This is a genomic window from Streptomyces hypolithicus, from assembly GCF_052934925.1.
This window is the reverse complement of sequence record NZ_CM128811.1, coordinates 1,549,934-1,575,723: the sequence shown is the minus strand read 5'-3', so window position 1 is coordinate 1,575,723 and position 25,790 is coordinate 1,549,934. Positions and strand designations below refer to the sequence as shown.

The following is a 25,790-nucleotide window of genomic DNA, read 5'->3' as shown; positions in this document are numbered from 1 at the left end:
GACGGTGATGTTCACGATATGACCGGCCGGTAGGGTCGACGGCGTGCCGAAGCCGCTCAGCCTCCCCTTCGATCCCATCTCCAGAGCCGACGAGCTCTGGCAGCAGCGCTGGGGACCCGTCCCCTCGATGGCCGCGATCACCTCGATCATGCGGGCGCACCAGATCCTGCTCGCCGAGGTCGACGCCGTCGTCAAGCCGTACGGGCTGACCTTCGCGCGTTACGAGGCGCTGGTGCTGCTCACCTTCTCCAAGGAGGGCGAGCTGCCGATGTCCAAGATCGGCGAGCGGCTGATGGTCCACCCGACATCGGTGACGAACACCGTCGACCGCCTGGTGAGATCCGGCCTGGTCGACAAGCGCCCGAACCCGAACGACGGCCGGGGCACGCTCGCGTCGATCACCGAAGTGGGCCGCGAGGTGGTGGAGGCGGCGACGCGGGACCTGATGGCGATGGACTTCGGGCTCGGCGCGTACGACGCGGAGGAGTGCGGCGAGATCTTCGCGATGATGCGGCCGCTGCGGGTGGCCGCGCGCGATTTCGACGATAAATAGCAGGGGTGACGCCGGGCGGGTGACCCGCGCGAATATCGCCCCTTGTGCCCCGTTAGGCTCGACGCCATGAAGTCGAATGTGCTGTCCCGATACCGGGTGATGGCGTACATCACCGCCGTCTGGCTGCTGGTGTTCACCGCGGCGATCGTCGCGAAGTACGGATTCGACGTCGGCGACACCATGCTGATCTCGCAGATCCACGGTGTGTTGTTCATCATCTACGTCGTCTTCGCCTTCGATCTCGGCAGCAAGGCGAAGTGGCCGTTCGGCAAGCTGCTGTGGGTGCTGGCGGCCGGCTGCATCCCCTTCGCCTCCTTCTTTGTCGAGCCGAAGGTCACCCGCGAGGCCCGCTCGCTGATCACGGACGCCCGCCCGGTGACGGTCGGTCTTTAGGGCTGCCCCGAGGCCCACACCGCCGCGAGGATGCTCGTGGCGGTCAGCCATCGACATTTACTAGGACGTCCTAGTAAATTCGAGGTATGGACGCTGAAGCGATCGAGGAAGGCCGCCGCCGCTGGCAGGCCCGCTACGACAAGGCCCGCAAGCGAGACGCGGACTTCACCACGCTCTCCGGAGACTCCGTGGACCCCGTGTACGGGCCGCGGCCCGGCGACACGTACGAGGGATTCGAGCGGATCGGCTGGCCGGGGGAGTACCCCTTCACGCGTGGGCTGTACGCGACCGGCTACCGCGGCCGCACCTGGACCATTCGGCAGTTCGCCGGCTTCGGCAATGCCGAGCAGACCAACGAGCGCTACAAGATGATCCTGGCCAACGGCGGCGGCGGGCTGTCCGTCGCCTTCGACATGCCGACCCTGATGGGCCGCGACTCGGACGAGCCGAAGGCGCTCGGCGAGGTCGGGCACTGCGGTGTCGCCATCGACTCCGCCGCCGACATGGAGGTCCTCTTCAAGGACATCCCCCTCGGTGACGTCACCACGTCGATGACGATCAGCGGCCCGGCCGTCCCCGTCTTCTGCATGTACCTCGTCGCGGCGGAGCGCCAGGGCATCGACCCCGCCGTGCTGAACGGCACGCTCCAGACCGACATCTTCAAGGAGTACATCGCGCAGAAGGAGTGGCTCTTCCAGCCCGAGCCGCACCTGCGTCTGATCGGCGACCTCATGGAGCACTGCGCGAGCTCCATCCCCGCGTACAAGCCGCTGTCGGTCTCCGGCTACCACATCCGCGAGGCGGGAGCGACGGCCGCGCAGGAGTTGGCGTACACGCTCGCGGACGGTTTCGGATACGTCGAGCTGGGCCTCAGCCGGGGCCTGGACGTCGACACCTTCGCGCCCGGCCTGTCCTTCTTCTTCGACGCGCACGTCGACTTCTTCGAGGAGATCGCCAAGTTCCGCGCGGCGCGCAGGATCTGGGCGCGGTGGATGAAGGAGGAGTACGGCGCGCAGACGGACAAGGCGCAGTGGCTGCGCTTCCACACCCAGACCGCCGGCGTCTCGCTGACCGCGCAGCAGCCGTACAACAACGTGGTGCGTACGGCGGTGGAGGCCCTGGCGGCAGTCCTCGGCGGTACCAACTCCCTGCACACCAACGCCCTGGACGAGACGCTGGCCCTGCCGAGCGAGCAGGCGGCGGAGATCGCGCTGCGTACCCAGCAGGTGCTGATGGAGGAGACGGGCGTCGCCAACGTGGCGGACCCGCTGGGCGGCTCCTGGTACATCGAGCAGCTGACGGACCGTATCGAGGCCGACGCGGAGAAGATCTTCGACCAGATAAGGGAGCGCGGCCTGCGGGCGCACCCCGACGGCCGGCACCCGATCGGGCCCATCACGTCCGGCATCCTGCGCGGGATCGAGGACGGCTGGTTCACCGGCGAGATCGCGGAGTCGGCGTTCCAGTACCAGCGGTCGGTGGAGAAGGGCGACAAGCGGGTCGTCGGCGTGAACTGCCTGCACGGCTCGGTGACGGGCGACCTGGAGATCCTGCGCGTCAGCCACGAGGTGGAGCGCGTACAGGTCAGCACACTGACCGACCGCAAGGCGGCCCGCGACGAGACGAAGGTGCGGGAGTCGCTGGCAGCGATGCTGGCCTCGGCGCGCGACGGCTCGAACATGATCGAGCCGATGCTCACTGCGGTACGGGCGGAAGCGACGCTGGGCGAGATCTGCGGCGTACTGCGGGACGAGTGGGGGGTCTACACGGAGCCGCCGGGGTTCTGATCCCGAGAGGATGGCGTGGCGCAGGGGTGGCCCGGTTGCATTCGGCCGGGCCACCCCTGCGTCTACCCGTACGTCTACGTGGTGCGCGCCTGCGTCCTGCGCAGCGCGCGGATGTCCCGGATGAGCACGACTACGCCGCTGAGTATGAGGAGAGCCCCGAACCCGACCCACGCGACGGACCCTCCCGCCCGGTACTCGCGGACGCCGAAGAGGAGGAGGAGCGCGGCGGGGATGAGGCTGAGGACCGAGATCAGCGTGCTGATGCGGTTAATCACAGGGACATCCTCTCGCGCCGGCGCCCGCCCCTCCTACGAACCGGTGATGCCCGGCCCCGGGCTCGCCGTCAGGCCGCTCACCAGCAGGGCCGAGAAGCTGCTCGCCCACTGCGCGTCCACCGGTTCCGCGCTCACCAGCGCCCGGTGGACGACCGCGCCCGCGATGACGTCGAAGATCAGGTCCGCGTTACGGGCCGCCTGCGCGGGATCCTCCTCGTACGGCAGCTCGCCGCGGGCCTGCGCACGCTCCCGCCCCAGCAGCACCAGCCGCTTCTGGCGGTCGACGATCGCGGAGCGGATCCGCGCGCCAAGCGCCTCGTCCCGCGTCGACTCCGCGACCACGGCCATCAGCGCCGTCTTCGTCTCGGGCCGCCCCAGCAGCGCCGCGAACTGCAGCACCACACCCTCGATGTCGGCCACCAGGCTTCCCCGGTCCGGCAGTTGCAGCTCGTCGAAGAGGACGGCCACCGCGTCGACGACCAGTTCGTTCTTGCTCGCCCAGCGCCGGTACAGCGTGGTCTTCGCGACCCCGGCCCTGTTCGCCACATCGCCCATGGACAGCTTCGACCAGCCCAGTTCCACCAGCGCCGCCCGGGTCGCCTCCAGGATCGCCGCGTCGGCCTCGGCGTTGCGCGGACGGCCGGTGCGGGAGGGAGGGGCGGGGGCGGGGGGCGTGATGCTGGGGGGCATGGCGTGACCATACCGGCCAGTAGGTGCGGCGCCACCGTGAGGGAGATCACGGAATCCGGCGGCCGGGAGCGCGGGCCTTCCAGTTACGCTACGACCCGTAGCGAAAGAGCGGTCACTGAGCGACAACCGCGCGACAGCCGCCGGCGCAGGGTGGGGACCCCGCGCCGAACACCGGCCCCTCGGGGCCGTGAACGAACTTGGGCCGTGCCCTCCGTACGCCCCGCAATCCAGCGGGACCGCCGGACGGGCGACCGGCTTTTCTCTACCGCGCGCGAAAGGGGGAGGATGTACGCATGCAGCCTAGGAACATGTCCATGAGTGGCGTCGTCGACCTCGCCGCGGTGAAGGCGGCCGGCGAAGCCCGGCAGAAGGCGGAGCAGGCGCGCTCCGAAGCCTCCGGAGACGGTGGCGGCGGCGCGGCCGTGGCCCCGTCGAGCCTGGTGATCGATGTCGACGAGGCCGGTTTTGAGCTCGATGTACTCCAGCGCTCCGCCGAAGTCCCGGTCGTCATCGACTTCTGGGCCGAATGGTGCGAGCCGTGCAAGCAGCTCGGCCCGCTTCTCGAGCGCCTCGCCGTCCAGTACAACGGCCGTTTCGTCCTCGCCAAGGTGGACGTCGACGCCAACCAGATGCTGATGCAGCAGTTCGGGATCCAGGGGATTCCGGCGGTCTTCGCGGTGGTCGCCGGACAGGCGCTGCCCCTCTTCCAGGGCGCTGCCCCCGAGTCGCAGATCCGCGAGACGCTGGACCAGCTCGTGCAGGTCGCGGAGGAGCGCTTCGGCCTGACCGGCATCGCCGTCGCCCCTGAGCCGGGCGCCGGTGACGGCGTCGGCGTCGGTGTCGGTGACGACGCCGAGGAGCCTCCGGGGCCGTACGACGCGTTGCTCGAAGCGGCCGTACGGGCGCTGGATGCCAACGACTTCGGCGGTGCGGCCCAGGCGTACAAGAACGTACTGGCCGACGACCCCGGCAACACCGAGGCCACCCTCGGGCTCGCGCAGGCCGAACTGCTCGCGCGCGTCCAGGGTGTTGATCCGCAGCAGGTCCACAAGGCGGCTGCCGAGAGCCCGGCCGATGTTGCCGCGCAGATCGCCGCGGCCGACCTGGATCTGGTCGGCGGACATGTCGAGGACGCCTTCGGGCGTCTGGTCGACACGGTGCGCCGTACAGCCGGTGACGACCGTAATGCCGCGCGGGTGCGGCTCCTTGAGCTCTTCGAGGTGATCGGTGGCGACGACCCCCGGGTGGCGTCGGCGCGTACTGCCCTGGCGAGGGTGCTGTTCTGACCGGTGACGCCCCTGGGGACACCACGGGGCGTCACCGTAGATTTGGCGACTCAGTGACACGAGGCGGCCGCCCTTTACCAAAACTTGGTAATGGCGGCCGCTGTTACTTGCAGTAAGCCAATCGAGCCCATCTGCCCTTTTCTGGGCGGCAATCACAGCTTTTTTCCGATCACGTGGCGGCACCGTATGTGGCACCCCGATGCCGGGCGGTCGCGCTTCGGTTATCGGCCCGTTACTAGCGAGTAACGAACCCCCTTGTGCCCCGGCGGTGAATGCACCACGATCGGCCTCGCTCGGTCCAACACCGCACCAGCCCGACAGCCATTCGGTGCCGCGGTCCCCTGGGTCCCCACCGAGTGGGCCGGTGTCCGTTGACGCCGGTCGTGGACAGGGGGGTCTCTGCCGAACGGCGGTGCCTGTCCAGCAGGTTGCGCGAATGCGTGGCCAGTGGTTGTCGCTCGGGGGTGATCGCCGGTGTTTCGGATGTCGTTCGCGCCTCCGATACGGGCGCTCCCCTTCCCGAGGACGTAGCACTTCTCCCATCCCACTGCGGGCTGACGCCCGTCCTGGAGATGTACGTCCGAGAAGGAGGAAAGTCATGGAGTCTGCAGTTCGTGGCGGTACCAGATGGAAGCGGTTCGCCGTCGTCATGGTGCCCAGCGTGGCCGCGACGGCCGCGATAGGCGTCGCCCTGGCACAGGGTGCGCTGGCGGCGTCGTTCAGCGTTTCCGGCCAGAGCTTCAAGGTCAGCGCGGAGAAGCTTGCGGGTAAGGGCTTCTTCCAGTACGGCGGAATGGCCGAAGGCACCGACCTTGAGGGCAACAAGGCTGCCCACCCGGTCGCCGTGTCGGCGTTCAAGACCGCCGAGATCACCAAGATGTGCCAGTCGGTCGTGACGCCCAACGTCCCGATCTTCGGCAACATCTCCCTCCAGCTGACCGCTGGTGGGGGCGGTACTCCGGTCAAGGCCGAGAACCTGTACCTGGATGTCGAGGAGCTCGGCGCCGACGCCACGTTCAAGAACATCGACATCGGTGTGGCGGCGGGCAAGGCCACCAAGGGTCCGGGTATCCAGCCGGGCACGCGGGCCAACCCGTACGGCTTCTCGCAGCAGGCCGACTCGGCTGTGCTGACCAACGTGAAGCAGAAGGCCTGGGCCACCACGGCCGGCACTTTCAAGCTCAGTGGTCTGAGCATGAAGCTGCACAAGGGCGTCAAGGAGTGCTACTAAGCACTCCCTCTGCGGGCGGGGCGCGTGACACGCTGTCCCGCCCGCTCCCTCTCCCTCATCTCTGCACAGCAACACCGGTTCCAGGGAGCTGTTTTCCATGAGCGCCGAGTCCTCGGTCCCGAGCCGCGATGTCCACTACTGGCGGCTGCGTTTCCGTGCCTGGCGGGGCGGCCGGCCGTTCTGGGCGGGCCTGCTCACCATTTTGGGCGGCGTGCCGATCGCGTGGCTTCCGTACGCCGAAATCAAGATCGGCCACCTCACGATGGCCATGGCCACCACTGCGGGAGCGGGGTCGCTGATCATCGGCGTACTGCTCGTCACGCTCGGTCTGACGATGTGGTACCACCACATCGTCCGGGTGTTCGCGGGTGTCGCGTCGATTCTGCTGGCCCTCGTGTCGATCCCCGTGTCCAATCTGGGCGGCTTCATGGTCGGCTTCCTGATGGCGCTGATCGGCGGAGCCCTGTCCATCTCCTGGGTGTCGGCCAGTCCGGACGCGGCCGGCCAGAACCCGCCCGTGGGCGCCGAGCCGTACGCCGGCCGGGACGCGGATCGGCACGCGGAGCCGTACGCCGGTCCCCACGCCGATCCCCACACACCGCACGCCCCGTACGAAGAGGGCGGCACGTACGCAACCGACACATCTGTTGACGCCAACGGCGGGAGGAACAGTGCGGGGTGACGAGGCGGAGCTGACTGCGGCCCGGGGCGACCGGACCCGCGAAAGAATCGGTCCGCGCCACGCGGCCCCCAAGAAGTCGCTCCTGACGAAGCTGCAGATACCCGCGGGCAAGGCGATGGCCCTGGCCGCGATGCCGACGGCGGTGTTCGTTGGGATGGGGCTCACCCCGAAGCTGGCGCTCGCCGACGATCAGGTGACGAACCCCTTCGCGCCGGGCCCCTGCGTAACCCGCTCGGACACGCCCGAACCGGACGCTTCCGCGTCGAAGTCGCCCGAACCCTCGGACATCCCGTCCTCGGGCACCTCCCCGTCGCCCACCGAGAGCCCGAGCGCCACGCCGGACACCCCGGCCGAGACGCCGGAGCCGGACGAGACGCCTTCGGCGGACGAGAGCAGTTCCGAGCCGGCCACCGAGCCGACGACGGAGCCGGCGACCGAGCCCACCAAGGAGCCGGAGGCGGGCCGTACCGCCGACCCGGAGCCGTCGCCGAGCGAGAGCGAGACGAAGAACCCGCTCGATCCGCTGGGTGTGGGCGACGCGGTCAAGGACCTCCTCGACGGCCCGGACAAGGAGACGTTGTCCCCCGAGCCGGACCCCTCAGACAGCGAGACCTCGACCGCCAAGCCGGACATGGACACGTCCGACAAGGCTGAGGACCCCGCCGACAACCCGGCGGGCGACACGGCGGGCAAGCCTGCCGACGAGCCCGCCGACAAGCCCGCCGACAGGACCAAGGACGCCATCAGGGAAGCGGCGGACAAGGCGGGCGCGACGGTCGAGGAGTTGGACGACGACGCCAAGGGCGCCGCTGACGACGCGGCGGACGGCGCCGCGGACGACGCCGCCGAAGGCAAGGCCGACGACCCGGCCGACGACGCCGGCGGCAAGAAGCCCTTCCCCTGCCCGACCGCCGCCCCGGAGGCGCTCGCCGCCGCCGACCTGGAACAGGGCATCCCGGACCTGCCGGACGACCCGTGGATCCTGGAGAGCTCGAAGCTCACCCTGCGCGGGCTCGACTACAAGGGCATCGTCGAGGTCAGGACCGGCAGCGGCAAGATCAAGAAGGTCCTGAAGTTCACCACCAGGGAAACCGACATCAAGGACCTCCATCAGAAGGTCGTCGGCCCGAACGGCACCACAGCTCACGTGCGGGCTTCAAAAGGTTCCACCTCGACGCTGCGCGAAGGCACGGTCACCATGTACACGGAGAAGCTGAAGGGCAACCTCTTCGGCCTCATCCCGATCACGTTCAGTCCCGAGACCCCGCCGCCGCTGAACGTACCGATCGCCATGTTCACGGACGTCACGGTGACCCAGGCCGGCCAGTTCGGCGGCACCCTCAAGGTCCCGGGCCTGCACAACTTCTACACCGGCCCCAACAGCTGAACCCACGTACCCATCCGGGAGCCGCGTCACCGACGTGCCCGCATCCTTGCCGAGGATGCGGGCACGCCCATGTTTCTCCCCTCTCCTCGCCGCGCCGCAGGGCGGACGAGTGGGGTGTTGCCTGCCGAGGACGAGGCAGCGATCTTCACGCACTACGACCTTCCGTACGAAAGCGGCGCCGGCGGCGAGCGCAGACTCGCCCGGCGCTGACACTCCTTACGCAGGCCAACCAGGGGAGTGAGAGGAGGCCGGGCACGGTGTGCGCCATGTACTTCAGGATCTTGCTGGCCTGTGGCTCCGAGGTCAGGTACTTCCGCGCCCAGTCCGGAATCGGCGTCCGCTTCACGTGCGCCCACAGGTCGGACAGGTCGCCGTCCGCGCCCACTACGGCGTCCAGCGCGTCGGAGATGTTCTTCGGCGGTGTTTCGTTGCCGAGTTCGAACTGGGCGATGCGGCTGTGGGCGATCGGGATCTTGTCGCCCAGCTCCCGCTGGGTCCACCCCGCGCGCAGGCGCAGCTTGCGCAGCTTCGCGCCGTGCAGGGCGGTCAGAGAAGTGGTCGGGTCAAGTTCCTTTGGTGCGGGCACCTTTGCCCCCGTTTTCGCTCTCGTTCCCCGAAAACTGTTACTCCTGGTGATCGTAGCCGTACGCACCGATGCTGGTCCCATGACCGAGCGAATTGCCGAGCCGAAGCGTGAGTTCACCCAGCTCTTCAGTTCCACCCGCCGAGGTGCCCATCTCGCCCGTGTCACCGCCGCCCAGCAGCTCGGTGAATGGGGATGCGCCCCTGACGCCGTCGACGTCGCCGCGCTCGTCGTCTCCGAGCTCGCCGCCAACGCGGTCGCGCACTGTCGGACGCCCGGCCGGGACTTCCTGCTGTGCGTCGCAGTGGTGCCCGGCCGGCCCGCCGCCCTGCGTATCGAGGTCTCCGACGCCTGCGCCGACCGCCGTCCGTCGCCGCGCCCCTGCATGCCCGCCGACGACTTTGAGAGCGGGCGCGGCATGGTGCTCGTACAGGCACTCGCGCTGGGGTGGGGTGTGGCCGAGCGGCCGTACGCAAGACGGTGTGGGCCATGTGCGCCCTGGGGGCGGCGTGAGATGTGGGTGTGGGCCGCACCCCCGTGCGGAGGGTGCGGCCCACGGGTGCGGCCCACGGGGCCGGCAATGACGTACGCGTCAGGCGTGTTCGCCGCCCAGGTGGTGGACCCGGACCATGTTCGTGGTGCCGGGGACGCCGGGGGGCGAGCCCGCGGTGATGACCATCGTGTCACCGTTGTTGTAGCGCTGGAGCTTGAGGAGCTCCGCGTCGACCAGGTCGACCATCGCGTCGGTGTTGTCGACGTGCGGGACCACGAAGGACTCGACGCCCCAGCTCAGGGTGAGCTGGTTGCGGGTGCCGGACTCGGTGGTGAAGGCCAGGATCGGCTGGGCCGCGCGGTAGCGGGAGAGGCGGCGGGCCGTGTCGCCGGACTTGGTGAAGGCGACCAGCGCCTTGCCGTTCAGGAAGTCGGCGATCTCGGCGGCGGCGCGGGCCACCGAACCGCCCTGGGTACGCGGCTTCTTGCCGGGGACCAGCGGCTGGAGGCCCTTGGAGAGGAGTTCCTCCTCGGCCGCCACGACGATCTTCGACATCGTCTTGACCGTCTCGATCGGGTACGCCCCGACCGAGGACTCCGCCGACAGCATGACCGCGTCGGCCCCGTCCAGGATCGCGTTGGCGACGTCGGACGCCTCGGCGCGCGTGGGGCGGGAGTTGGTGATCATCGACTCCATCATCTGGGTCGCGACAATCACCGGCTTGGCGTTGCGGCGGCACAGCTCGATGAGCCGCTTCTGCACCATCGGGACTTTTTCGAGCGGGTACTCGACGGCCAGGTCGCCGCGCGCCACCATCACACCGTCGAACGCCGCGACGACGCCCTCCATGTGCTCGACGGCCTGCGGCTTCTCGACCTTGGCGATGACGGGGACCCGGCGGCCCACCTCGTCCATCACCTTGTGGACGTCCTTGACGTCTTCGGCGTCGCGCACGAAGGACAGGGCGACCAGGTCGCAGCCCATCCGGAGCGCGAAGCGCAGGTCGTCGATGTCCTTCTCGGACAGGGCCGGGACGTTGACCGCCGCGCCGGGCAGGTTGATGCCCTTGTGGTCGGAGATCACACCGCCCTCAATGACGATGGTGTGGACCTGGGGGCCCTCGACGGAGGTGACCTTGAGCTCGACGTTGCCGTCGTTGATCAGGATCGGGTCGCCCTTGGTGACGTCACCGGGCAGGCCCTTGTACGTGGTGCCGCAGATGGATTTGTCTCCGGGGACGTCCTCGGCGGTGATGATGAACTCGTCGCCGCGGACCAGCTCGACGGGGCCCTCGGCGAATGTTTCGAGTCGGATCTTGGGGCCCTGGAGATCGGCGAGCACGCCGACCGCGTGGCCGGTGTCCTCGGCGGCCTTGCGGACGCGGACGTACCGCTCCTCGTGCTCCGCGTGGGTTCCGTGGCTCATGTTGAATCGGGCCACGTTCATACCGGCCTCGATGAGCGCTTTCAGCTGCTCATACGAGTCGACGGCGGGGCCCAGTGTGCATACGATTTTGGAACGGCGCATGAGGCGGATCCTATCGGTTTGTTTCCCTGCGGAATATTCCGTCTGGTGGAATGTACAAATGGGCGGGGCGCCGCTCAGGAGAGAACCAACGCATAGGTCTGGCGGGCGATTTCCAGCTCCTCGTCCGTGGGTACGACGGCCACCGCGACCCGGGCGTATCCGGGCGAGATCAGCCGCGCCGAGTCCGCCCGTACCGCGTTGAGATCCGCGTCCACCGCCAGGCCCAGCTCCTCCAGGCCGGTGATCGCGGCCGCCCGCACGGGCGCCGCGTTCTCGCCCACGCCCGCGGTGAACACCACCGCGTCGACCCGCCCCAGAACGGCGTAGTAAGCGCCGATGTATTTCTTGAGCCGGTGGATGTAGATCTCGAAGGCGAGCAGCGCCTGCCGGTCGCCCTCGTCAATGCGGCGGCGGATCTCCCGCATGTCGTTGTCGCCGCACAGTCCGATGAGTCCGCTCTTCTTGTTCAGCAGTACGTCGATCTCGTCGTCGGTCATTTTCGCCACCCGCTTGAGGTGGAAAACCACCGCAGGGTCGATGTCACCGGAGCGCGTACCCATGACCAGCCCCTCCAAGGGGGTCAGGCCCATCGAGGTCTCGACGCACTCCCCGCCCCGGACCGCGGACGCCGAGGCGCCGTTGCCGAGGTGCAGCACGATGACGTTGACATCCGACGGGTCCTTGCCGAGCAGCTTCGCCGTCTCGCGGGAGACGAACGCGTGCGACGTGCCGTGGAAGCCGTAGCGGCGGATGCGGTGCGCGTCGGCGGTCTCGACGTCGATGGCGTAGCGGGCGGCGGACTCCGGAATCGTGGTGTGGAACGCGGTGTCGAAGACGGCGACCTGCGGCAGGTCGGGGCGCAGCGCCCGGGCGGTGCGGATGCCGGTGATGTTCGCCGGGTTGTGCAGCGGGGCGACCGGCACGAGCCGCTCGATCTCCGCCAGAACCTCGTCGTCGATCACGGTCGGCGCGGAGAACCTCAGGCCGCCGTGCACCACCCGGTGGCCGATCGCCGCCAGTTCCGGCGAGTCGAGGCCGAGTCCGTCCCGGGACAGCTCCTCGGCGACGGCTTTCAGCGCGGCCTCGTGGTCGGCGATCGGCGCGGTGTGCTCGCGCCGGTCGGTGCCGTGGGCGAGCGGGGTGTGCACCAGGCGCGAGGTCTCCTCGCCGATCCGCTCGACCAGACCGGCCGCCAGGCGCGAGCTGTCGCTCATGTCGAGGAGTTGATACTTCACCGAAGAGGAACCGGAGTTGAGGACGAGGACGCGCGTGGCAGCAGTCACGGGTGCGGGGCTTTCTGCAGTCGAGGAGGTGGGCGAGTGGGCGTTCATTCGGTCCCGCCCTGTGCCTGGATCGCGGTGATGGCGACCGTGTTGACGATGTCCTGCACCAGGGCGCCGCGCGACAGGTCGTTGACCGGCTTGTTCAGGCCCTGGAGGACCGGGCCCACCGCCACGGCGCCGGCCGAGCGCTGCACGGCCTTGTAGGTGTTGTTGCCGGTGTTCAGGTCGGGGAAGATCAGCACCGTCGCCTGGCCCGCGACCTCGGAGCCGGGCAGCTTGGTGGCGGCGACCGACGGCTCGACGGCCGCGTCGTACTGGATCGGACCCTCGACCAGCAGGTCGGGGCGGCTGCCCCGCACCAGCTCGGTGGCCTCGCGGACCTTGTCGACGTCGGCGCCCGAGCCCGAGCTGCCCGTGGAGTACGAGAGCATCGCCAGCCGGGGCGTGACGCCGAACTTCGCGGCCGTGCCCGCCGACTGGACGGCGATGTCCGCGAGCTGGACGGCGTCCGGGTCCGGATTGACCGCGCAGTCGCCGTACACCAGCACCCGGTCGGCGAGCAGCATGAAGAAGACCGAGGAGACGATCTTCGCGTCCTTCTTGGTCTTGATGATCTCGAAGGCGGGACGGATGGTCGCGGCCGTGGAGTGCACCGATCCGGACACCATGCCGTCGGCCAGGCCCTCGTGGACCATCATCGTGCCGAAGTAGTTGGCGTCGGCCACCACGTCGTGCGCCAGCTCGACGCTGACGCCCTTGTGGGCGCGGAGCCTCGCGTACGACTCGGCGAAGCGGGCCCGCAGCTCCGAGGTCTGCGGGTCGATGAGCTGCGTCCGGGTCAGGTCGATGCCCAGGTCGGCGGCCTTCTTGCGCAGTACGTCGACATCGCCGAGCAGCGTCAGGTCGCACACGTCGCGCCGCAGCAGTACGTCGGCCGCGCGCAGTACGCGCTCCTCGGCGCCCTCGGGCAGCACGACGCGGCGCCGGTCGGCGCGGGCCTGCTCCAGGAGGTCGTGCTCGAACATCATCGGCGTGACGCGGCCGCTGCGGGCCACCGCCATCCGGGCCAGCAGGTCGGCGGTGTCGACGTACCGCTCGAAGAGGCCGAGCGCGGTCTCCGCCTTGCGGGGGGTGGCCGCGTTCAGCTTGCCCTCCAGGGCGAAGAGCTCACCCGCGGTGGGGAAGGAGCCGCCGGCCACCGAGATCACGGGGGTGCCGGGCGCGAGGCGCGCGGCCAGGGTGAGCACCTCGTCGCCGGGGCGCTCGTCGAGGGTGAGTACGACGCCGGCTATGGGCGGGGTCCCGGCGCTGTGCGCGGCCAGTGCCCCCACCACCAGATCGGCGCGGTCGCCGGGGGTGACGACGAGGCAGCCGGGGGTCAGGGCGTTCAGGAAGTTCGGCAGCATCGCGCCGCCGAAAACGAAGTCCAGCGCGTCGCGCGCGAGGCCCGCTTCGTCGCCGAGCACCACCGTGCCGCCCAGGGCCTGGGTGATCTGGGCGACGGTGGGGGCGGACAGCGCGGGCTCGTCGGGCAGCACGTAGCAGGGGACGGGGAGGCGGGTCTCCAGGCGCTCGGCGATCTGTGCACGGTCCATCGGGGCGACCCGGTTGACGGCCACTGCGAGCACATCGCAGCCCAGGGCCTCGTACGCCCGGTAGGCGTTGCGGGTCTCGGCGCGCACCGACTCGGCGAGCTGCTTCCTGCCACCGACCACCGGGATCACCGAGGCGCCGAACTCGTTGGCGAGGCGGGCGTTGAGGGCGAGTTCGTCGGGGAGCTGGGTGGCGGCGAAGTCCGTGCCGAGGACGAGGACGACCTCGTAGTCCCGCGCCACCTTGAGGAAGCGCTCGACGATCCGGGAGACCAGCTCATCGGTGCCCTGCTCGGCCTGGATGACCGACGCCTCGTGGTAGTCCATGCCATACCCGGACGCGGGGTCCTGGGACAGCCGGTAGCGGGCGCGCAGCAGGTCGAAGAGCCGGTCCGGCCCGTCGTGCACCAGGGGGCGGAAGACACCCACCCGGTCTACCTGGCGCGTCAGGAGTTCCATGACTCCCAGTTCGATGACCTGCCGGCCGTCTCCCCGGTCGATCCCGGTCACGTACACGCTGCGCGTCACGCGTGGTCTCCGTCCAGTTGGGGTGGATTACCCGTGGATTACCCTCTTGACAATACCTGCGCGGATGGGTAAGGCGCCCGCCGGGTGAGGCGTCCTGGAGGGCTCGTACTGGGCCCCGGCGCCCCCGCGTGCTGGCGCCCCCGCGTCCCGGCGCACCGGCGTGGCGGCCGGATCGCCGGGAGCCTGAGCTGCCGGGAGCGCGAAGCCGGCGCGGCCCGTGGAAGAATCGGAATCCGGCTCACATGTACCACTACCGAGCAGGAGACAGATCACGATGCGTATCGGAGTTCTCACCGCAGGCGGAGACTGCCCCGGCCTGAACGCAGTGATCCGGTCGGTTGTGCACCGGGCCGTGGCGGAGCACGGCGACGAAGTCATCGGCTTCGAAGACGGATTCAAGGGCCTGCTCGACGGCCACTACCGCCCGCTCGACCTCGACGCCGTCAGCGGCATCCTCGCCCGCGGCGGTACGATCCTCGGCTCCGCGCGCCTGGAGCGCAACCGGCTGCGCGAAGCGGCCGAGAACTGGCACGAGTTGTCGGAGCGCTCCGGCATCGACGCCCTCATCCCGATCGGCGGCGAGGGCACGCTCACCGCGTCCCGGATGCTGTCGGACGCGGGGATGCCGGTGGTCGGCGTACCGAAGACCATCGACAACGACATCAACGGCACCGACCGCACCTTCGGGTTCGACACGGCCGTCGGCGTCGCCACCGAGGCCATAGACCGCCTGAAGACCACCGCCGAGTCGCACCAGCGGGTCATGGTCGTCGAGGTGATGGGGCGGCACGCGGGCTGGATCGCCCTGGAGTCGGGCATGGCGGGCGGCGCGCACGGCATCTGCCTGCCGGAGCGCCCCTTCGCGGTGGACGACCTGGTCAAGATGGTCGAGGAACGCTTCGCGCGCGGCAAGAAGTTCGCCGTGGTGTGCGTCGCGGAGGGTGCGCGTCCGGCCGAGGGCTCCATGCCGTACGAGAAGGGCCTCATCGACCAGTTCGGGCACGAGCGCTTCACGGGCATCGGCACGCGGCTCGCGATCGAGCTGGAGAGGCGGCTCGGCAAGGAGGCCCGCCCGGTCATCCTAGGCCACGTCCAGCGCGGCGGCACCCCGACGGCGTACGACAGGGTGCTCGCCACCCGCTTCGGCTGGCACGCGGTGGAGGCGGTGCACCGGGGCGACTTCGGCAAGATGGCGGCGCTGACCGGCACCCGGATCACGATGGTGCCGCTGGCGGAGAGCGTCGAGGAGCTGAAGACGGTGCCGGAGGAGCGGATGTACGAGGCCGAGTCGGTCTTCTGAGCGCAGGGGCGCAGGGGGGCGAGGGCAAGGGCGGGCGGGCGCTCAGCGGGCCAGCAGCCAGAAGCGGCCGACGATGTCGTCCAGGAACTCCCGGCCCGCCGCCCCGTCCCCGGTCTCGCTGCCGCTCCAGCTGAGCGTCGAGACCATCCGCGACTGGTAGTCGCCGTGCAGCCGCTGGAGTACGTCGTCCAGGCGGCGCCGCGGCACAGGCACCAGCTTGGCCACCGGTCGTACGTACGCCTGCCAGCGTGTCGTCACCGCGCTGCGCAGGACCTCGGCCAGTTCGTCGTTGCGGCCCGACGCCGTCACGAACTCCTCCGGGGTCAGGCCCAGCACCTCGGCCAGCGACGCGGACTGCCGTTCGGTGCCGCGCCAGCGGCCCGCGTCCTCCATCTGCTGGTACGAGTTCATGTCCAGGCCCACCAGCCGCGCCAGATCCTGCGCCGACAGGCTCCGGGAGATCCGGTGCTCGCGCAGCGAGGCCGGGGCGGCGAGCAGGTCGGCCAGCGAGCACCACAGCACCCCGGCCAGCGCGGTGAGCTCCTGGGTGCCGGGCGCGCGCAGGCCGCGCTCCCAGGCCACTACCAGGTCCGGGCCGACATTCAGGCCGTACTGGGCGCGCAGCCCGTAGGCGACATGGCCGGGCGCCATGCCGAGCGCTTCGCGCAGTCGGCGGGCGGCGGGGGCGTTGAAAGGCGGAGAGGGGTGCACGGGCACACCGTATGTAGTCCGGCAGCCCGGCGACTACGGTGCGTTCCCCCAAGATCACAAATCGTAGGAACGTCCTACTTTCGCGCCGCCGCTCTTCTTACACCGAGGTGACCCACCGGTAGTGCAGTTCCGGGCGGCCGATCTGACCGTACTGCGGACTGCGCTCGGCGCGGCCTGTGGTGACCAGGTGCTCAAGGTAGCGGCGGGCGGTGATGCGCGAGATCCCGACCGTGGCTGCGGCCGCCGCGGCGGTGGCGCCGCCGGGGGAGTCGCGCAGGCTACGGGTCACCGCCTCCAGCGTCGGGGCGCTCAGTCCCTTGGGCAGTGCGGCGGGCCGCGGGGAGCGCAGCGCGCCGAGCGCCCGGTCCACCTCGTCCTGGCCGCTGGCCTCACCGGCGGCGGCGCGGAACTCGGCGTAACGGGTGAGGCGGTCGCGCAGGGTGGCGAAGGTGAACGGCTTCAGTACGTACTGGACGACCCCGAGCGAGACGCCTTCGCGCACGACGGCCAGGTCGCGGGCGGAGGTGACGGCGATGACGTCGGCGCTGTGACCGGCGCCGCGCAGCGAACGTACGAGCGCGAGGCCGTGTCCGTCCGGGAGGTACAGGTCGAGCAGGAGGAGGTCGACCGGGGCGCGGTCGAGCGCGCGGGCCGCCTCCGCGCGGGAGTGGGCCACGGCGGAGACGGTGAAGCCGGGGACCCGGGCGACGTACAGGGCGTGGGCGTCTGCGGCGACGGGGTCGTCTTCGACGACGAGGACGCGGATGGGGGGTGCCGTCATGGGGTCGCCCCCTGGGGGTGCGGGTCGCCCGCGGCGTGCTCGTTCCCCACCCCGCCCCTTCCCGAAACTGGGGCAAGCCCCAGACCCCGGACGCCCTCCGGGCGTGTCCTCAAGCGCCGGACGGGCTGGATGTTCCGGCCCCTCCGGCGCCTGAGGAGCGGGGTCCGGAGCGGAGCCCCGTGCGCCGGGGTCATGTCCGCACCCCCGCGCCCGCACCCAGCGGAACCCGCACCGTGAACTCCGCGCCGCCGCCGGCCGCCGCGCCCAGCGCGATCGTCCCACCGCCCCGGTGCACCGCCTGGCGGACCAGGGCCAGGCCCAGGCCCCGGCCCGCGCTCTTCGTCGACCAGCCGTGCGCGAACACCGCGTCGGCCGACTCCGCCGCCACCCCCGGGCCCGTGTCGGTGACCCGCAGCAGCAGTTCGCCGCCGCCGCTGTCGCCACCGTCGTGGGCGCGGGCCGTCACCGTCACGCGGGCGCCTTTACTGCCCTGCGCCGCGTCCACCGCGTTGTCGACCAGATTCCCCAGGATCGTCACCAGATCGCGCGCGCCCAGCGCCCCCGGCAGCACCCCGTCGTCGATCCGGCTGTCCTCGTCGAGTACGAGCGTCACGCCTCGCTCGTTCGCCTGCGCCGCCTTGCCGAGGAGCAGCGCGGCCAGTACCGGCTCGCCGACCGCGCCGACGACCCGGTCGGTCAGCGCCTGGGCCAGCTCCAGCTCCGCGGTGGCGAACTCCACCGCCTCGTCCGCGCGGTCGAGCTCGATCAGTGACACGACCGTGTGCAGGCGGTTCGCCGCCTCGTGAGCCTGCGCGCGCAGCGCCTGCGTGAAGCCGCGTTCTGAGTCCAACTCACCCGACAGCGCCTGGAGTTCGGTGTGGTCGCGCAAGGTCACGACCGTACCGCGCCGCTCTCCGCCGCTCACCGGCCCGCTGCTCACGACGATCACCCGGTCCGCGGTCAGGTGCACCTCGTCGACGCGCGGGCCGGTCGCCATGAGCGCCGCCGTGAGCGGCCCCGGCAGGTCCATGTCGGCCACCGGGCGGCCCACCGCGTCGGGCCCGAGGCCCAGCAGTTCGCGCCCGGCGTCGTTGATCAGCGCGATGCGCCGCTGTCCGTCGAGCATCAGCAGCCCCTCGCGTACGGCGTACAGCGCGGCCTGGTGGTAGTCGTGCATGCGGCCTAGCTCGGCGGCGTTCATGCCGTGCGTGTGCCGCCGCAGACGGGCGTTGATGACGTACGTACCGAGGCCGCCCAGGACGAGCGCGCCCGATGCGACGCCGAGAAGGGCCGCCACCTGCTGCCGAATCTGCGCGCTGATCCGCTCCACGGTGATCCCGGCGCTGACGAGCCCCGTGATCCGGGCCCCGTCCCGCACCGGCGCCACCACCCGCACCGACCGCCCCAGTGTCCCCGTGTACGTCTCGTCGAACGTACGGCCCTCCAGTGCCGGGCCGGTGTGTCCCAGGTACGTCCGGCCGATCTCGGCCGGTTCCGGGTGCGTCCACCGGGTGCCGTCCGGTGCCATGATCACGACGAAGTCGACGCCGGTCTCCTTGTGCAGGGACTCGGCGTAGGGCTGGAGGGCCGCCGTCGGGTCCTCCGAGCGGGCCGCCTCGACCACGGCCGGTGACTTCGCCACGGCGGTGGCGGTCGCGAAGGCCTGCCGGCGCGCGGTCTCCTCCGCTTGGGCCCGGTCGGACACGTACGCGAAGACCGCGCACCCGACGACGATCACCGCCACGAGTACGACCTGCATCGCGAAGAGCTGCCCGGCCAGGCTGCGAGGCAGACCGCGTGGGCGGGGAATGCGCATGGCGCAAGTGTGTGGCCGAAATCCCGTGAACGAAATGCACGTAACGGTGACGGGTGTCACAGCGTGATGGATAGTCGCCGGGACCCATCGGGACATGGGCACCGCAGCACGAACGAGGAGGAACCCCGTGGTAGAGGGCATGGCAAAGGGCGAGGCGACGAAGGCCGCCAGACGGGATCGCACGCACTATCTGTATCTCGCCGTCATCGGCGCGGTCGTGCTCGGCGTCATCGTGGGCTTCGCGGCCCCCGGCGTGGCCGTCGAACTCAAGCCACTGGGCACCGGCTTCGTCAACCTGATCAAGATGATGATCTCGCCGATCATCTTCTGCACGATCGTGCTGGGCGTCGGCTCGGTCCGCAAGGCGGCCAAGGTCGGCGCGGTGGGCGGGCTCGCGCTCGGTTACTTCCTCGTCATGTCGACCGTCGCGCTCGCCATCGGCCTGCTCGTCGGCAACCTGCTGGAGCCGGGCGCCGGCCTCGACCTGACCGAGGCCACCCGCAGCGCGGGCGCCGAGCAGGCGGAAGGTGCGAGCGAGTCGACCGTGGACTTCCTGCTGGGGATCATCCCGACGACCCTGGTGTCCGCCTTCACGGAGGGCGAGGTCCTCCAGACCCTGCTCATCGCACTCCTGGTGGGCTTCGCGCTGCAGGCCATGGGCAGGGCGGGCGAACCGGTCATCCGCGGCATCGGACACATCCAGCGCCTCGTCTTCCGCGTGCTCGCCATGATCATGTGGGCGGCGCCGGTGGGCGCCTTCGGCGCGATCGCCGCGGTGGTCGGCGAGACGGGCGTCGACGCGCTGAAGTCCCTCGCGGTCATCATGATCGGCTTCTACATCACCTGCGCGCTCTTCGTCTTCGTCGTACTCGGCACGATCCTGAAGCTCGTCGCGGGCGTCAACCTCCTCTCCCTCCTGAAGTACCTCGGCCGCGAATTCCTGCTGATCCTGTCGACATCGTCGTCCGAGTCGGCGCTGCCCCGGCTGATCGCGAAGATGGAGCACCTGGGTGTCAGCAAGCCGGTCGTCGGCATCACCGTCCCGACGGGCTACTCCTTCAACCTCGACGGTACGGCGATCTACTTGACCATGGCCTCGCTCTTCGTCGCCGAGGCGATGGGCGACCCGCTCTCTGTGAGCCAGCAGATCTCCCTGCTGGTCTTCATGGTCATCGCCTCGAAGGGCGCGGCGGGCGTCACGGGCGCGGGCCTGGCCACCCTGGCCGGCGGTCTCCAGTCGCACCGCCCCGAACTGGTCGACGGCGTCGGGCTGATCGTCGGCATCGACCGCTTCATGAGCGAGGCGCGCGCCCTGACGAACTTCGCGGGCAACGCGGTGGCGACGGTGCTCGTCGGCACGTGGACCAAGGAGATCGACAAGGACCGCGTCACCGAAGTCCTGGCCGGCCGCGTCCCGTTCGACGAACGAACCCTGGTCGACGACCACGCCGAGACGCCGAAGGAAGGCCCGGCCCATTACCTGCCGGAGCCCCGCGACGCAGAGAAGACAACAGCCTCTGAAGGCCGGGGCAGCTCGATGTTGCCTTGACGTCGGCGTCAAGGCTTACCGTCGGGGCATGCGAATCGGCGAGCTGGCTGAGCGGGCAGGGACCACCGCGCGGGCGCTGCGGTACTACGAGTCCCGCGGGCTGCTGCCCGCCCGGCGTGCGGTCAACGGTTATCGCACGTACGACGAAGACGACCTGCGGCTCCTCCAGCAGATCCGGACCCTGCAGGACTTCGGGTTCGAGCTGGAGGACACCCGGCCCTTCGTGGAGTGCCTGCGGGCCGGGCACCCGGCGGGGGACTCCTGTCCCGCCTCGCTGGAAATCTACCGGCGCAAGGTGGCCGACCTGGACACGCTGATCGGTGAGCTCGGGGCAGTGCGGGCCCAGGTCGGCGCCCAACTGGCCCGTGCCGAACTCGAAGCCGGTGCGGCGGTGCCCGGCGGGCCCGAGCCGCGCTGTGAACTGACGAACTGAGGAGTGGTGGCGATGGTGCAGGCCATGGGAGTGGACGCGGTCACGGACGCGAGCTTCGAGGAGGACGTGATCAGGGCCGGGCTCCCGGTTCTGGTGGAGTTCACAGCCGACTGGTGCGGCCCGTGCCGCCAGCTCGCGCCCGTATTGAGCGAGGTCGCCCGGGAGGAGGCTGCCCGGCTCAAGGTCGTGCAGCTCGACGTGGACAAGAATCCCGAGACGATGGCGCGGTACGGCGTGCTGTCCATGCCGACACTCCTGGTCTTCCGGGACGGTGAGCCGGTGAAGCAGATGGTCGGCGCGCGTGCCAAGCGGAAGCTGCTGCAGGAGCTCGAAGACGTGATCTGACCGGGGGAGAGGGGTCCGCCGCCCTGCTTGGGCGGCGGACCCCGGCCCCGGTCAGGCCGGCTTGAACCACACCGTCGCCAGCGGCGGCAGGGTCAGCTGGAGACTGGAGCGTTGTCCGTGCGCCCCGGCCGGTTCCGGCTTGAGCGGCTCCGGGTTGTGCACGTCGCTGCCGCCGTAGCGGGCCGCGTCGGTGTTCAGGACCTCCATCCAGGCCGGGGCGAGGTCCGGGACGCCGAGCCGGTACTCGTGCCGTACGACCGGCGAGAAGTTGGACACCGCCAGCAGCGGTCCGCTCTGCGCGTCGAAGCGCAGGAACGCGAAGACGTTGTCCTCCGCCGCGTCGCCCGCCACCCACGCGAAGCCCTCCGGCACGGTGTCCCGCTCCCACAGGGCGGGCGTCGCCGTGTACGTCTGGTTGAGGTCGCGTACCAGGTCACGCACACCCCGGTGGTCCGGCTCCGCCGAGTACGCCGGGTCGAGCAGCCACCAGTCGGGGCCGTGCCCCTCCGACCACTCCGCGCCCTGCGCGAACTCCTGCCCCATGAAAAGCAGTTGCTTGCCGGGGTGTGCCCACATGAAGCCGAGGTACGCCCGGTGGTTGGCGCGCTGCTGCCACCAGTCGCCCGGCATCTTGCTGACCAGCGCCCGCTTGCCGTGCACCACCTCGTCGTGCGAGATCGGCAGCACGTAGTTCTCGCTGTACGCGTACACCATCGAGAAGGTCATCTCGTTGTGGTGGTACTTGCGGTGCACCGGCTCCTTGCTGACGTACTCCAGCGAGTCGTGCATCCACCCCATGTTCCACTTCAGGCCGAAGCCGAGGCCCCCGCCGTCGGTGGGCCGGGTGACGCCGTCCCAGGCGGTGGACTCCTCGGCGATCGTCACCACACCGGGATTGCGGCGGTAGACGGTGGCGTTCATCTCCTGGAGGAACGCCACCGCGTCGAGGTTCTCCCGGCCCCCGTACTGGTTCGGCGACCACTGGCCGTGCTCGCGCGAGTAGTCGAGGTAGAGCATCGAGGCGACCGCGTCGACGCGCAGCCCGTCGATGTGGAACTCCTCGCACCAGTACGTGGCGTTGGCGACCAGGAAGTTACGCACCTCCGGGCGCCCGTAGTCGAATTCGAGCGTGCCCCAGTCGGGGTGCTCGGCGCGCAGCGGGTCCTCGTGCTCGTACAGTGTCCGCCCGTCGAACCTGGCCAGCGCCCAGTCGTCCTTCGGGAAGTGCGCGGGCACCCAGTCGACGATCACGCCGATGCCGGCCCGGTGCAGCGCGTCGACCAGGTACCGGAAGTCGTCGGGCGTGCCCATGCGGGACGTCGGCGCGTACAGGCCGGTGACCTGGTAGCCCCACGAGCCGCCGAAGGGGTGCTCGGCGACGGGCATCAGCTCCACGTGGGTGAAGCCGAGGTCGGAGACGTACGCCGGCAGCTGCTCGGCGAGCTGGCGGTATGTCAGGCCCGGACGCCAGGAGCCGAGGTGGACCTCGTAGACCGAGAACGGGGCCTCGTGGACCGGGCGGTCGCCGCGCCGGCCCATCCACTCCTGGTCGCGCCACACATGGTGCGAAGCCGTCACGATCGACGCGGTCGCGGGCGGCACCTCGGTGCGGCGGGCCATCGGGTCGGCGCGCATGGTGTGGCCGCCGTCCGGGCGCATGATCTCGTACTTGTAGAGCGCCCCCTCGCCGACGCCCGGCACGAACAGCTCCCAGATTCCCGACGACCCGAGGGAGCGCATCGGGAACCCGCGGCCGTCCCAGAAGTTGAAGTCGGCCGCGACGCGCACCCCTTGCGCGTTCGGCGCCCAGACGGTGAACCGGGTGCCGGTGACGCCCTGGTGGACCATCGGCTGGGAACCGAGCGCCTGCCACAGCTCCTCGTGGCGGCCCTCGCCGATGAGGTACAGGTCGACGTCGCCGAGGGCCGGCAGGAAGCGGTACGGGTCCTGCACCTCCAGCTCGTTGTCGTCGTAGGTGACCAGGAGCGTGTACTGCGGTACGTCGTCCAGGGGCAGCAGGCCCGAGAAGAAGCCGTCGCCGTCATCGTGCAGCGGGGTGCGCGTGCCCTCTGCCAGCACCGTGACGGCCTTCGCGAACGGGCGCAGCGCCCGGGTCAGCACACCGCCGTCGGGTCCGGGGTGCGCGCCGAGCACGCCGTGCGGGTCGTGGTGCCCGCCGGCCAGCAGCCGGTCCCGGTCGCCGCCGCCGACCGCGAAGGGGCCGGGCTGGGGCTTCGCGGGCTCGGCCTTCTTCGCGGTGCGGCGGGCCCGGGTCTCCTTGGGGGCGGGCGCGGGGGCGGGGGTCGTGGCGGCTGCGGGGGGCGTGGCTGTGGCGGTGGCGCGCTGGGTTGCGGGTGTGGCTGCCGCAGCGGTCGCCGCGGCCTTCGTGGCCTTGCGCGGCTGCGGCGCCTTGGCGGGTTCGTTCTTCTTCGCCGGCTTGGCCGCCTTCACTGCTTTCACCGCCTTCGCCGCCTTCTTGCGCGGCTGCGGCGCCCCGGCCGCCTCAGCAGCGGCCGTCTGCGGCTCCGGGGACTGCGTCGGCTCCGGCAGCGTCGGGGTCTGCGCCGCCTCCGGGGGGCTCATGGGCGCGGGCGCCCCGGGCGCGTTCGGGGAAGCGGAAGACTTGCGGGACGGCGGACGGGGGGTCACGGGTACGGCCTCCTCGGGAGGGTCCGGTCGGTGCCGGTGGAAGGGAGAAGCAGGGCTCAACCGCGCCTTCGACAAGGGCGAAGGTGAGGGCAGGGGCGCGGGCATGGGCCGGGCGGCGGCCGCGTGACGCGGCGCCGCCGTCGGCCATGGCCGCCGCTGGACGGCCGCGATGCAGGCGTGCAGCAGCGTGAGCTGGTTCATGTGCGGGTCCTGGAGGTCATGGAATGGGCCTCGGTGGGTCGTGGTCGTGTCGTCGCGGGGCGGGTCGGGTTGGGCGGGTCGTCGCGGGGCGGGTCGGGTTGGGCGGGTCGTCGCGGGGCGGGGCGGATCAGGTCGGGTCACGCGGCGGGGGAAGGGGGCTCGCCGGCCAGGCGCCGGACCGCGGCAAGTGGCACCGGGAGCCAGTCCGGGCGGTGGCTGGCCTCGTACAGCACCTCGTACACCGCCTTGTCGGTCTCGTACGCCCGCAGCAGCTCCGGTTCGTCCCGCGGGTCGGCGCCCGACGCCTTCGCGTATCCGGTGCAGAACGCGTCCCGGCAGCGCGTAGCCCAGTCGGCGTCCCACCGCGACGGGGCCTCCCCCGGTCGAGCGGAGTCGGGAGCTTGGGGAAGCGAGCGGGCGGCGTAGTCGAAGGAACGCAGCATGCCCGCCACGTCCCGTACGACCGGCTGGGGGCGGCGCCGCTCCGTTAGCGGCCGCGAGGGCTCGCCCTCGAAGTCGATGACCGACCACTCGCCGCCCGGCGCCCGCAGCGTCTGCCCCAGGTGCAGATCGCCGTGGACCCGCTGGGCCGGCCACACCCGCCCCGCCCGGCCCAGCGCCGCGAACGCCTCGAACGCGGTGCGCAGCGCCGGGGCGTACGGGACCAGGGCGGGCACGGCCTGCGCTGCCGCGTCGAGGCGCTCCGTCATGGCCTCGGCCAGGCGCTCCGTCTGCTGCCGGCGCAGCGACTGCGTCGGCAGGGCGGCGGCGAGCGCCGTGTGCACCTCGGCCGTGGCCCGGCCGAGCGCCTGCGCGTCGTCGGTGAAGTCGCTGCCGACGGCCAGCGACCGCAGTGCGCGCTGCCAGCCGTCCTCGGAGCCGTGCAGGAAGGGCTGGAGGACGCCGAGCGTGTACGGATCGTCTCCGCCGTCGGGGTTCATGGCCTCGTACCAGGCGACCGGTGCGGGCACCCGCTCACAGCCCGTGCGGGCGAGTGCGAGAGGCAGTTCCAGGTCGGGGTTGGCCCCGGCACTGACCCGGCGGAAGACCTTCAGGATAAACGAATCTCCGTAGACCAGAGATGAGTTGGACTGTTCGGCGCCCAGCAGCCTCGGTGTGAGCCCGGCCGGGATGCTGACCGAGGGAGCGCGGTCGAAGCGCAACGCCCCCGCCGTGCCGGGGCTGCGCAATCGTTCCAGCAGCAGGCCGGCGAGTTGCGGGTCGAGCAGCGCGTCGTAGACGCTGCGGCCGGCCAGCGGACCCTCTTGGACGTGGCCGATCAGCGCCGGCGCGAGCCGCGTGGGCAGCATGCCCCTTACGCCGACCAGTAGTTGGTAGCAGTCGACGGGTGGCGGCGCCGTGGGCGGGCCGTGCCTGGGCACGACGGGCTGCCGCACGCCGAGCAGCAGATGGAGCAGGCCGGGAGCGCCCGTGGCACCGTCCTCCGGATCGCCCCGGACAGGCAGCAGTTCCGTGGCGGCGATCAGTGTGAAACCGGTGACGGGGCGTCCCTTGCCCGCGAACCAGCGCTGCCTCGGCAGCCATTCGTGTAGCAGTGGCGCCAGCGAGGGGAGCAGCGCCGCGGGTGGTGCTGGAGGACTGGAGCGGCGGGCGGCCGTACTCCGGATGGATGCAGCCTCCGACATGGCATCGCGTCCTTTCCCCGGGCACACCACAGGATGCGCAGGGTGTCCCGGATTGCGACCGTAGCTGTC

Annotated in this window: 22 protein-coding genes and 1 pseudogene; 12 read left to right on the top strand and 11 right to left on the bottom strand. The window is 70.6% G+C overall.

Features of this window, described 5'->3' with window-relative positions; translation table 11 throughout:
* Positions 1 to 43 precede the first annotated feature (43 nt).
* The 3 genes from ACU6WZ_RS07170 to icmA all read left to right on the top strand — a co-directional run bounded on the left by ACU6WZ_RS07170 (position 44) and on the right by icmA (position 2,733).
* The gene (locus ACU6WZ_RS07170) at positions 44 to 553 is read left to right on the top strand and encodes a MarR family winged helix-turn-helix transcriptional regulator (RefSeq protein WP_447032276.1); all 510 of its coding nucleotides are present in this window, start codon (positions 44 to 46) and stop codon (positions 551 to 553) included.
* Between the two features lie 66 nt (positions 554 to 619).
* Positions 620 to 946: a DUF3817 domain-containing protein gene (locus ACU6WZ_RS07165; RefSeq protein WP_447032275.1), complete on the top strand. Its 327-nt coding sequence runs from the start codon at positions 620 to 622 to the stop codon at positions 944 to 946.
* An 86-nt stretch (positions 947 to 1,032) separates the two neighbouring features.
* On the top strand, positions 1,033 to 2,733 hold the full coding sequence (gene icmA, locus ACU6WZ_RS07160) for a coenzyme B12-dependent isobutyryl-CoA mutase large subunit (protein ID WP_447032274.1): 1,701 nt from the start codon (positions 1,033 to 1,035) through the stop codon (positions 2,731 to 2,733).
* A gap of 74 nt (positions 2,734 to 2,807) precedes the next feature.
* Here icmA and ACU6WZ_RS07155 read toward each other — a convergent pair whose 3' ends face one another.
* Together ACU6WZ_RS07155 and ACU6WZ_RS07150 are read right to left on the bottom strand one after the other, a co-directional pair.
* Positions 2,808 to 3,008, bottom strand: a complete 201-nt coding sequence (locus ACU6WZ_RS07155) for a hypothetical protein (protein WP_447032273.1) — start codon at positions 3,006 to 3,008, stop codon at positions 2,808 to 2,810.
* Positions 3,009 to 3,041: 33 nt separating this feature from the next.
* Positions 3,042 to 3,698, bottom strand: coding sequence for a TetR/AcrR family transcriptional regulator (locus tag ACU6WZ_RS07150; RefSeq protein ID WP_447032272.1), 657 nt, complete (start codon positions 3,696 to 3,698; stop codon positions 3,042 to 3,044).
* Between the two features lie 293 nt (positions 3,699 to 3,991).
* Here ACU6WZ_RS07150 and ACU6WZ_RS07145 point away from each other — a divergent pair, with 293 nt between their 5' ends.
* The 4 genes from ACU6WZ_RS07145 to ACU6WZ_RS07130 all read left to right on the top strand — a co-directional run bounded on the left by ACU6WZ_RS07145 (position 3,992) and on the right by ACU6WZ_RS07130 (position 8,284).
* Positions 3,992 to 4,984, top strand: coding sequence for a tetratricopeptide repeat protein (locus tag ACU6WZ_RS07145; RefSeq protein ID WP_447032271.1), 993 nt, complete (start codon positions 3,992 to 3,994; stop codon positions 4,982 to 4,984).
* A gap of 598 nt (positions 4,985 to 5,582) precedes the next feature.
* Positions 5,583 to 6,215, top strand: a complete 633-nt coding sequence (locus ACU6WZ_RS07140) for a DUF6230 family protein (protein WP_447032270.1) — start codon at positions 5,583 to 5,585, stop codon at positions 6,213 to 6,215.
* Positions 6,216 to 6,312: 97 nt separating this feature from the next.
* The gene (locus ACU6WZ_RS07135) at positions 6,313 to 6,897 is read left to right on the top strand and encodes a DUF6114 domain-containing protein (RefSeq protein WP_447032269.1); all 585 of its coding nucleotides are present in this window, start codon (positions 6,313 to 6,315) and stop codon (positions 6,895 to 6,897) included.
* Complete coding sequence (locus tag ACU6WZ_RS07130) at positions 6,887 to 8,284, top strand: MSCRAMM family adhesin (protein ID WP_447032268.1); 1,398 nt, start codon at positions 6,887 to 6,889, stop codon at positions 8,282 to 8,284. The genes ACU6WZ_RS07135 and ACU6WZ_RS07130 overlap by 11 nt, the downstream gene beginning before the upstream one ends.
* Before the next feature lie 145 nt (positions 8,285 to 8,429).
* On the opposite strand, the gene ACU6WZ_RS07125 is transcribed toward ACU6WZ_RS07130, so the two are convergent.
* Positions 8,430 to 8,870 (bottom strand): helix-turn-helix domain-containing protein, encoded by a 441-nt coding sequence (locus ACU6WZ_RS07125; protein WP_447032267.1) that lies wholly within the window; start codon positions 8,868 to 8,870, stop codon positions 8,430 to 8,432.
* A gap of 79 nt (positions 8,871 to 8,949) precedes the next feature.
* Between ACU6WZ_RS07125 and ACU6WZ_RS07120 the strand changes: the two are divergent.
* Positions 8,950 to 9,249, top strand: a pseudogene (locus ACU6WZ_RS07120) (ATP-binding protein); the annotation flags it as partial.
* A 210-nt stretch (positions 9,250 to 9,459) separates the two neighbouring features.
* Here the strand turns inward: ACU6WZ_RS07120 and pyk are convergent.
* The 3 genes from pyk to pta form a co-directional block, all read right to left on the bottom strand.
* Positions 9,460 to 10,887, bottom strand: a complete 1,428-nt coding sequence (gene pyk, locus ACU6WZ_RS07115) for a pyruvate kinase (protein WP_447032266.1) — start codon at positions 10,885 to 10,887, stop codon at positions 9,460 to 9,462.
* A 74-nt stretch (positions 10,888 to 10,961) separates the two neighbouring features.
* Complete coding sequence (locus ACU6WZ_RS07110; RefSeq protein WP_447032265.1) at positions 10,962 to 12,218, bottom strand: acetate kinase; 1,257 nt, start codon at positions 12,216 to 12,218, stop codon at positions 10,962 to 10,964.
* Positions 12,215 to 14,290 (bottom strand): phosphate acetyltransferase, encoded by a 2,076-nt coding sequence (gene pta, locus ACU6WZ_RS07105; RefSeq protein ID WP_447032264.1) that lies wholly within the window; start codon positions 14,288 to 14,290, stop codon positions 12,215 to 12,217. The genes ACU6WZ_RS07110 and pta overlap by 4 nt, the downstream gene beginning before the upstream one ends.
* Before the next feature lie 274 nt (positions 14,291 to 14,564).
* Here pta and ACU6WZ_RS07100 point away from each other — a divergent pair, with 274 nt between their 5' ends.
* A complete protein-coding gene (locus ACU6WZ_RS07100) occupies positions 14,565 to 15,590 on the top strand; it encodes an ATP-dependent 6-phosphofructokinase (RefSeq protein ID WP_447032263.1) in 1,026 nt (341 codons plus the stop codon).
* A gap of 42 nt (positions 15,591 to 15,632) precedes the next feature.
* Here ACU6WZ_RS07100 and ACU6WZ_RS07095 read toward each other — a convergent pair whose 3' ends face one another.
* The 3 genes from ACU6WZ_RS07095 to ACU6WZ_RS07085 all read right to left on the bottom strand — a co-directional run bounded on the left by ACU6WZ_RS07095 (position 15,633) and on the right by ACU6WZ_RS07085 (position 18,898).
* Positions 15,633 to 16,307: a helix-turn-helix domain-containing protein gene (locus ACU6WZ_RS07095; protein WP_447032262.1), complete on the bottom strand. Its 675-nt coding sequence runs from the start codon at positions 16,305 to 16,307 to the stop codon at positions 15,633 to 15,635.
* A gap of 91 nt (positions 16,308 to 16,398) precedes the next feature.
* Complete coding sequence (locus ACU6WZ_RS07090) at positions 16,399 to 17,082, bottom strand: response regulator (protein WP_447032261.1); 684 nt, start codon at positions 17,080 to 17,082, stop codon at positions 16,399 to 16,401.
* 190 nt (positions 17,083 to 17,272) lie between these two features.
* Positions 17,273 to 18,898 (bottom strand): ATP-binding protein, encoded by a 1,626-nt coding sequence (locus tag ACU6WZ_RS07085; protein ID WP_447032260.1) that lies wholly within the window; start codon positions 18,896 to 18,898, stop codon positions 17,273 to 17,275.
* Positions 18,899 to 19,037: 139 nt separating this feature from the next.
* Here ACU6WZ_RS07085 and ACU6WZ_RS07080 point away from each other — a divergent pair, with 139 nt between their 5' ends.
* Genes ACU6WZ_RS07080 through trxA form a run of 3 tightly spaced genes read left to right on the top strand, consistent with a single transcriptional unit; the run spans position 19,038 to position 21,225 of the window.
* Positions 19,038 to 20,447, top strand: coding sequence for a cation:dicarboxylate symporter family transporter (locus ACU6WZ_RS07080; protein WP_447033906.1), 1,410 nt, complete (start codon positions 19,038 to 19,040; stop codon positions 20,445 to 20,447).
* A gap of 28 nt (positions 20,448 to 20,475) precedes the next feature.
* Entirely contained in the window at positions 20,476 to 20,880 is a 405-nt protein-coding gene (locus ACU6WZ_RS07075) for a MerR family transcriptional regulator (RefSeq protein WP_447032259.1), read from the top strand.
* A gap of 12 nt (positions 20,881 to 20,892) precedes the next feature.
* On the top strand, positions 20,893 to 21,225 hold the full coding sequence (gene trxA / locus ACU6WZ_RS07070; RefSeq protein WP_447032258.1) for a thioredoxin: 333 nt from the start codon (positions 20,893 to 20,895) through the stop codon (positions 21,223 to 21,225).
* A 51-nt stretch (positions 21,226 to 21,276) separates the two neighbouring features.
* On the opposite strand, the gene glgB is transcribed toward trxA, so the two are convergent.
* Together glgB and ACU6WZ_RS07060 are read right to left on the bottom strand one after the other, a co-directional pair.
* The gene (gene glgB / locus ACU6WZ_RS07065) at positions 21,277 to 23,676 is read right to left on the bottom strand and encodes a 1,4-alpha-glucan branching enzyme (protein ID WP_447033904.1); all 2,400 of its coding nucleotides are present in this window, start codon (positions 23,674 to 23,676) and stop codon (positions 21,277 to 21,279) included.
* 536 nt (positions 23,677 to 24,212) lie between these two features.
* Positions 24,213 to 25,721 (bottom strand): maltokinase N-terminal cap-like domain-containing protein, encoded by a 1,509-nt coding sequence (locus tag ACU6WZ_RS07060; RefSeq protein WP_447032257.1) that lies wholly within the window; start codon positions 25,719 to 25,721, stop codon positions 24,213 to 24,215.
* Positions 25,722 to 25,790 lie beyond the last annotated feature (69 nt).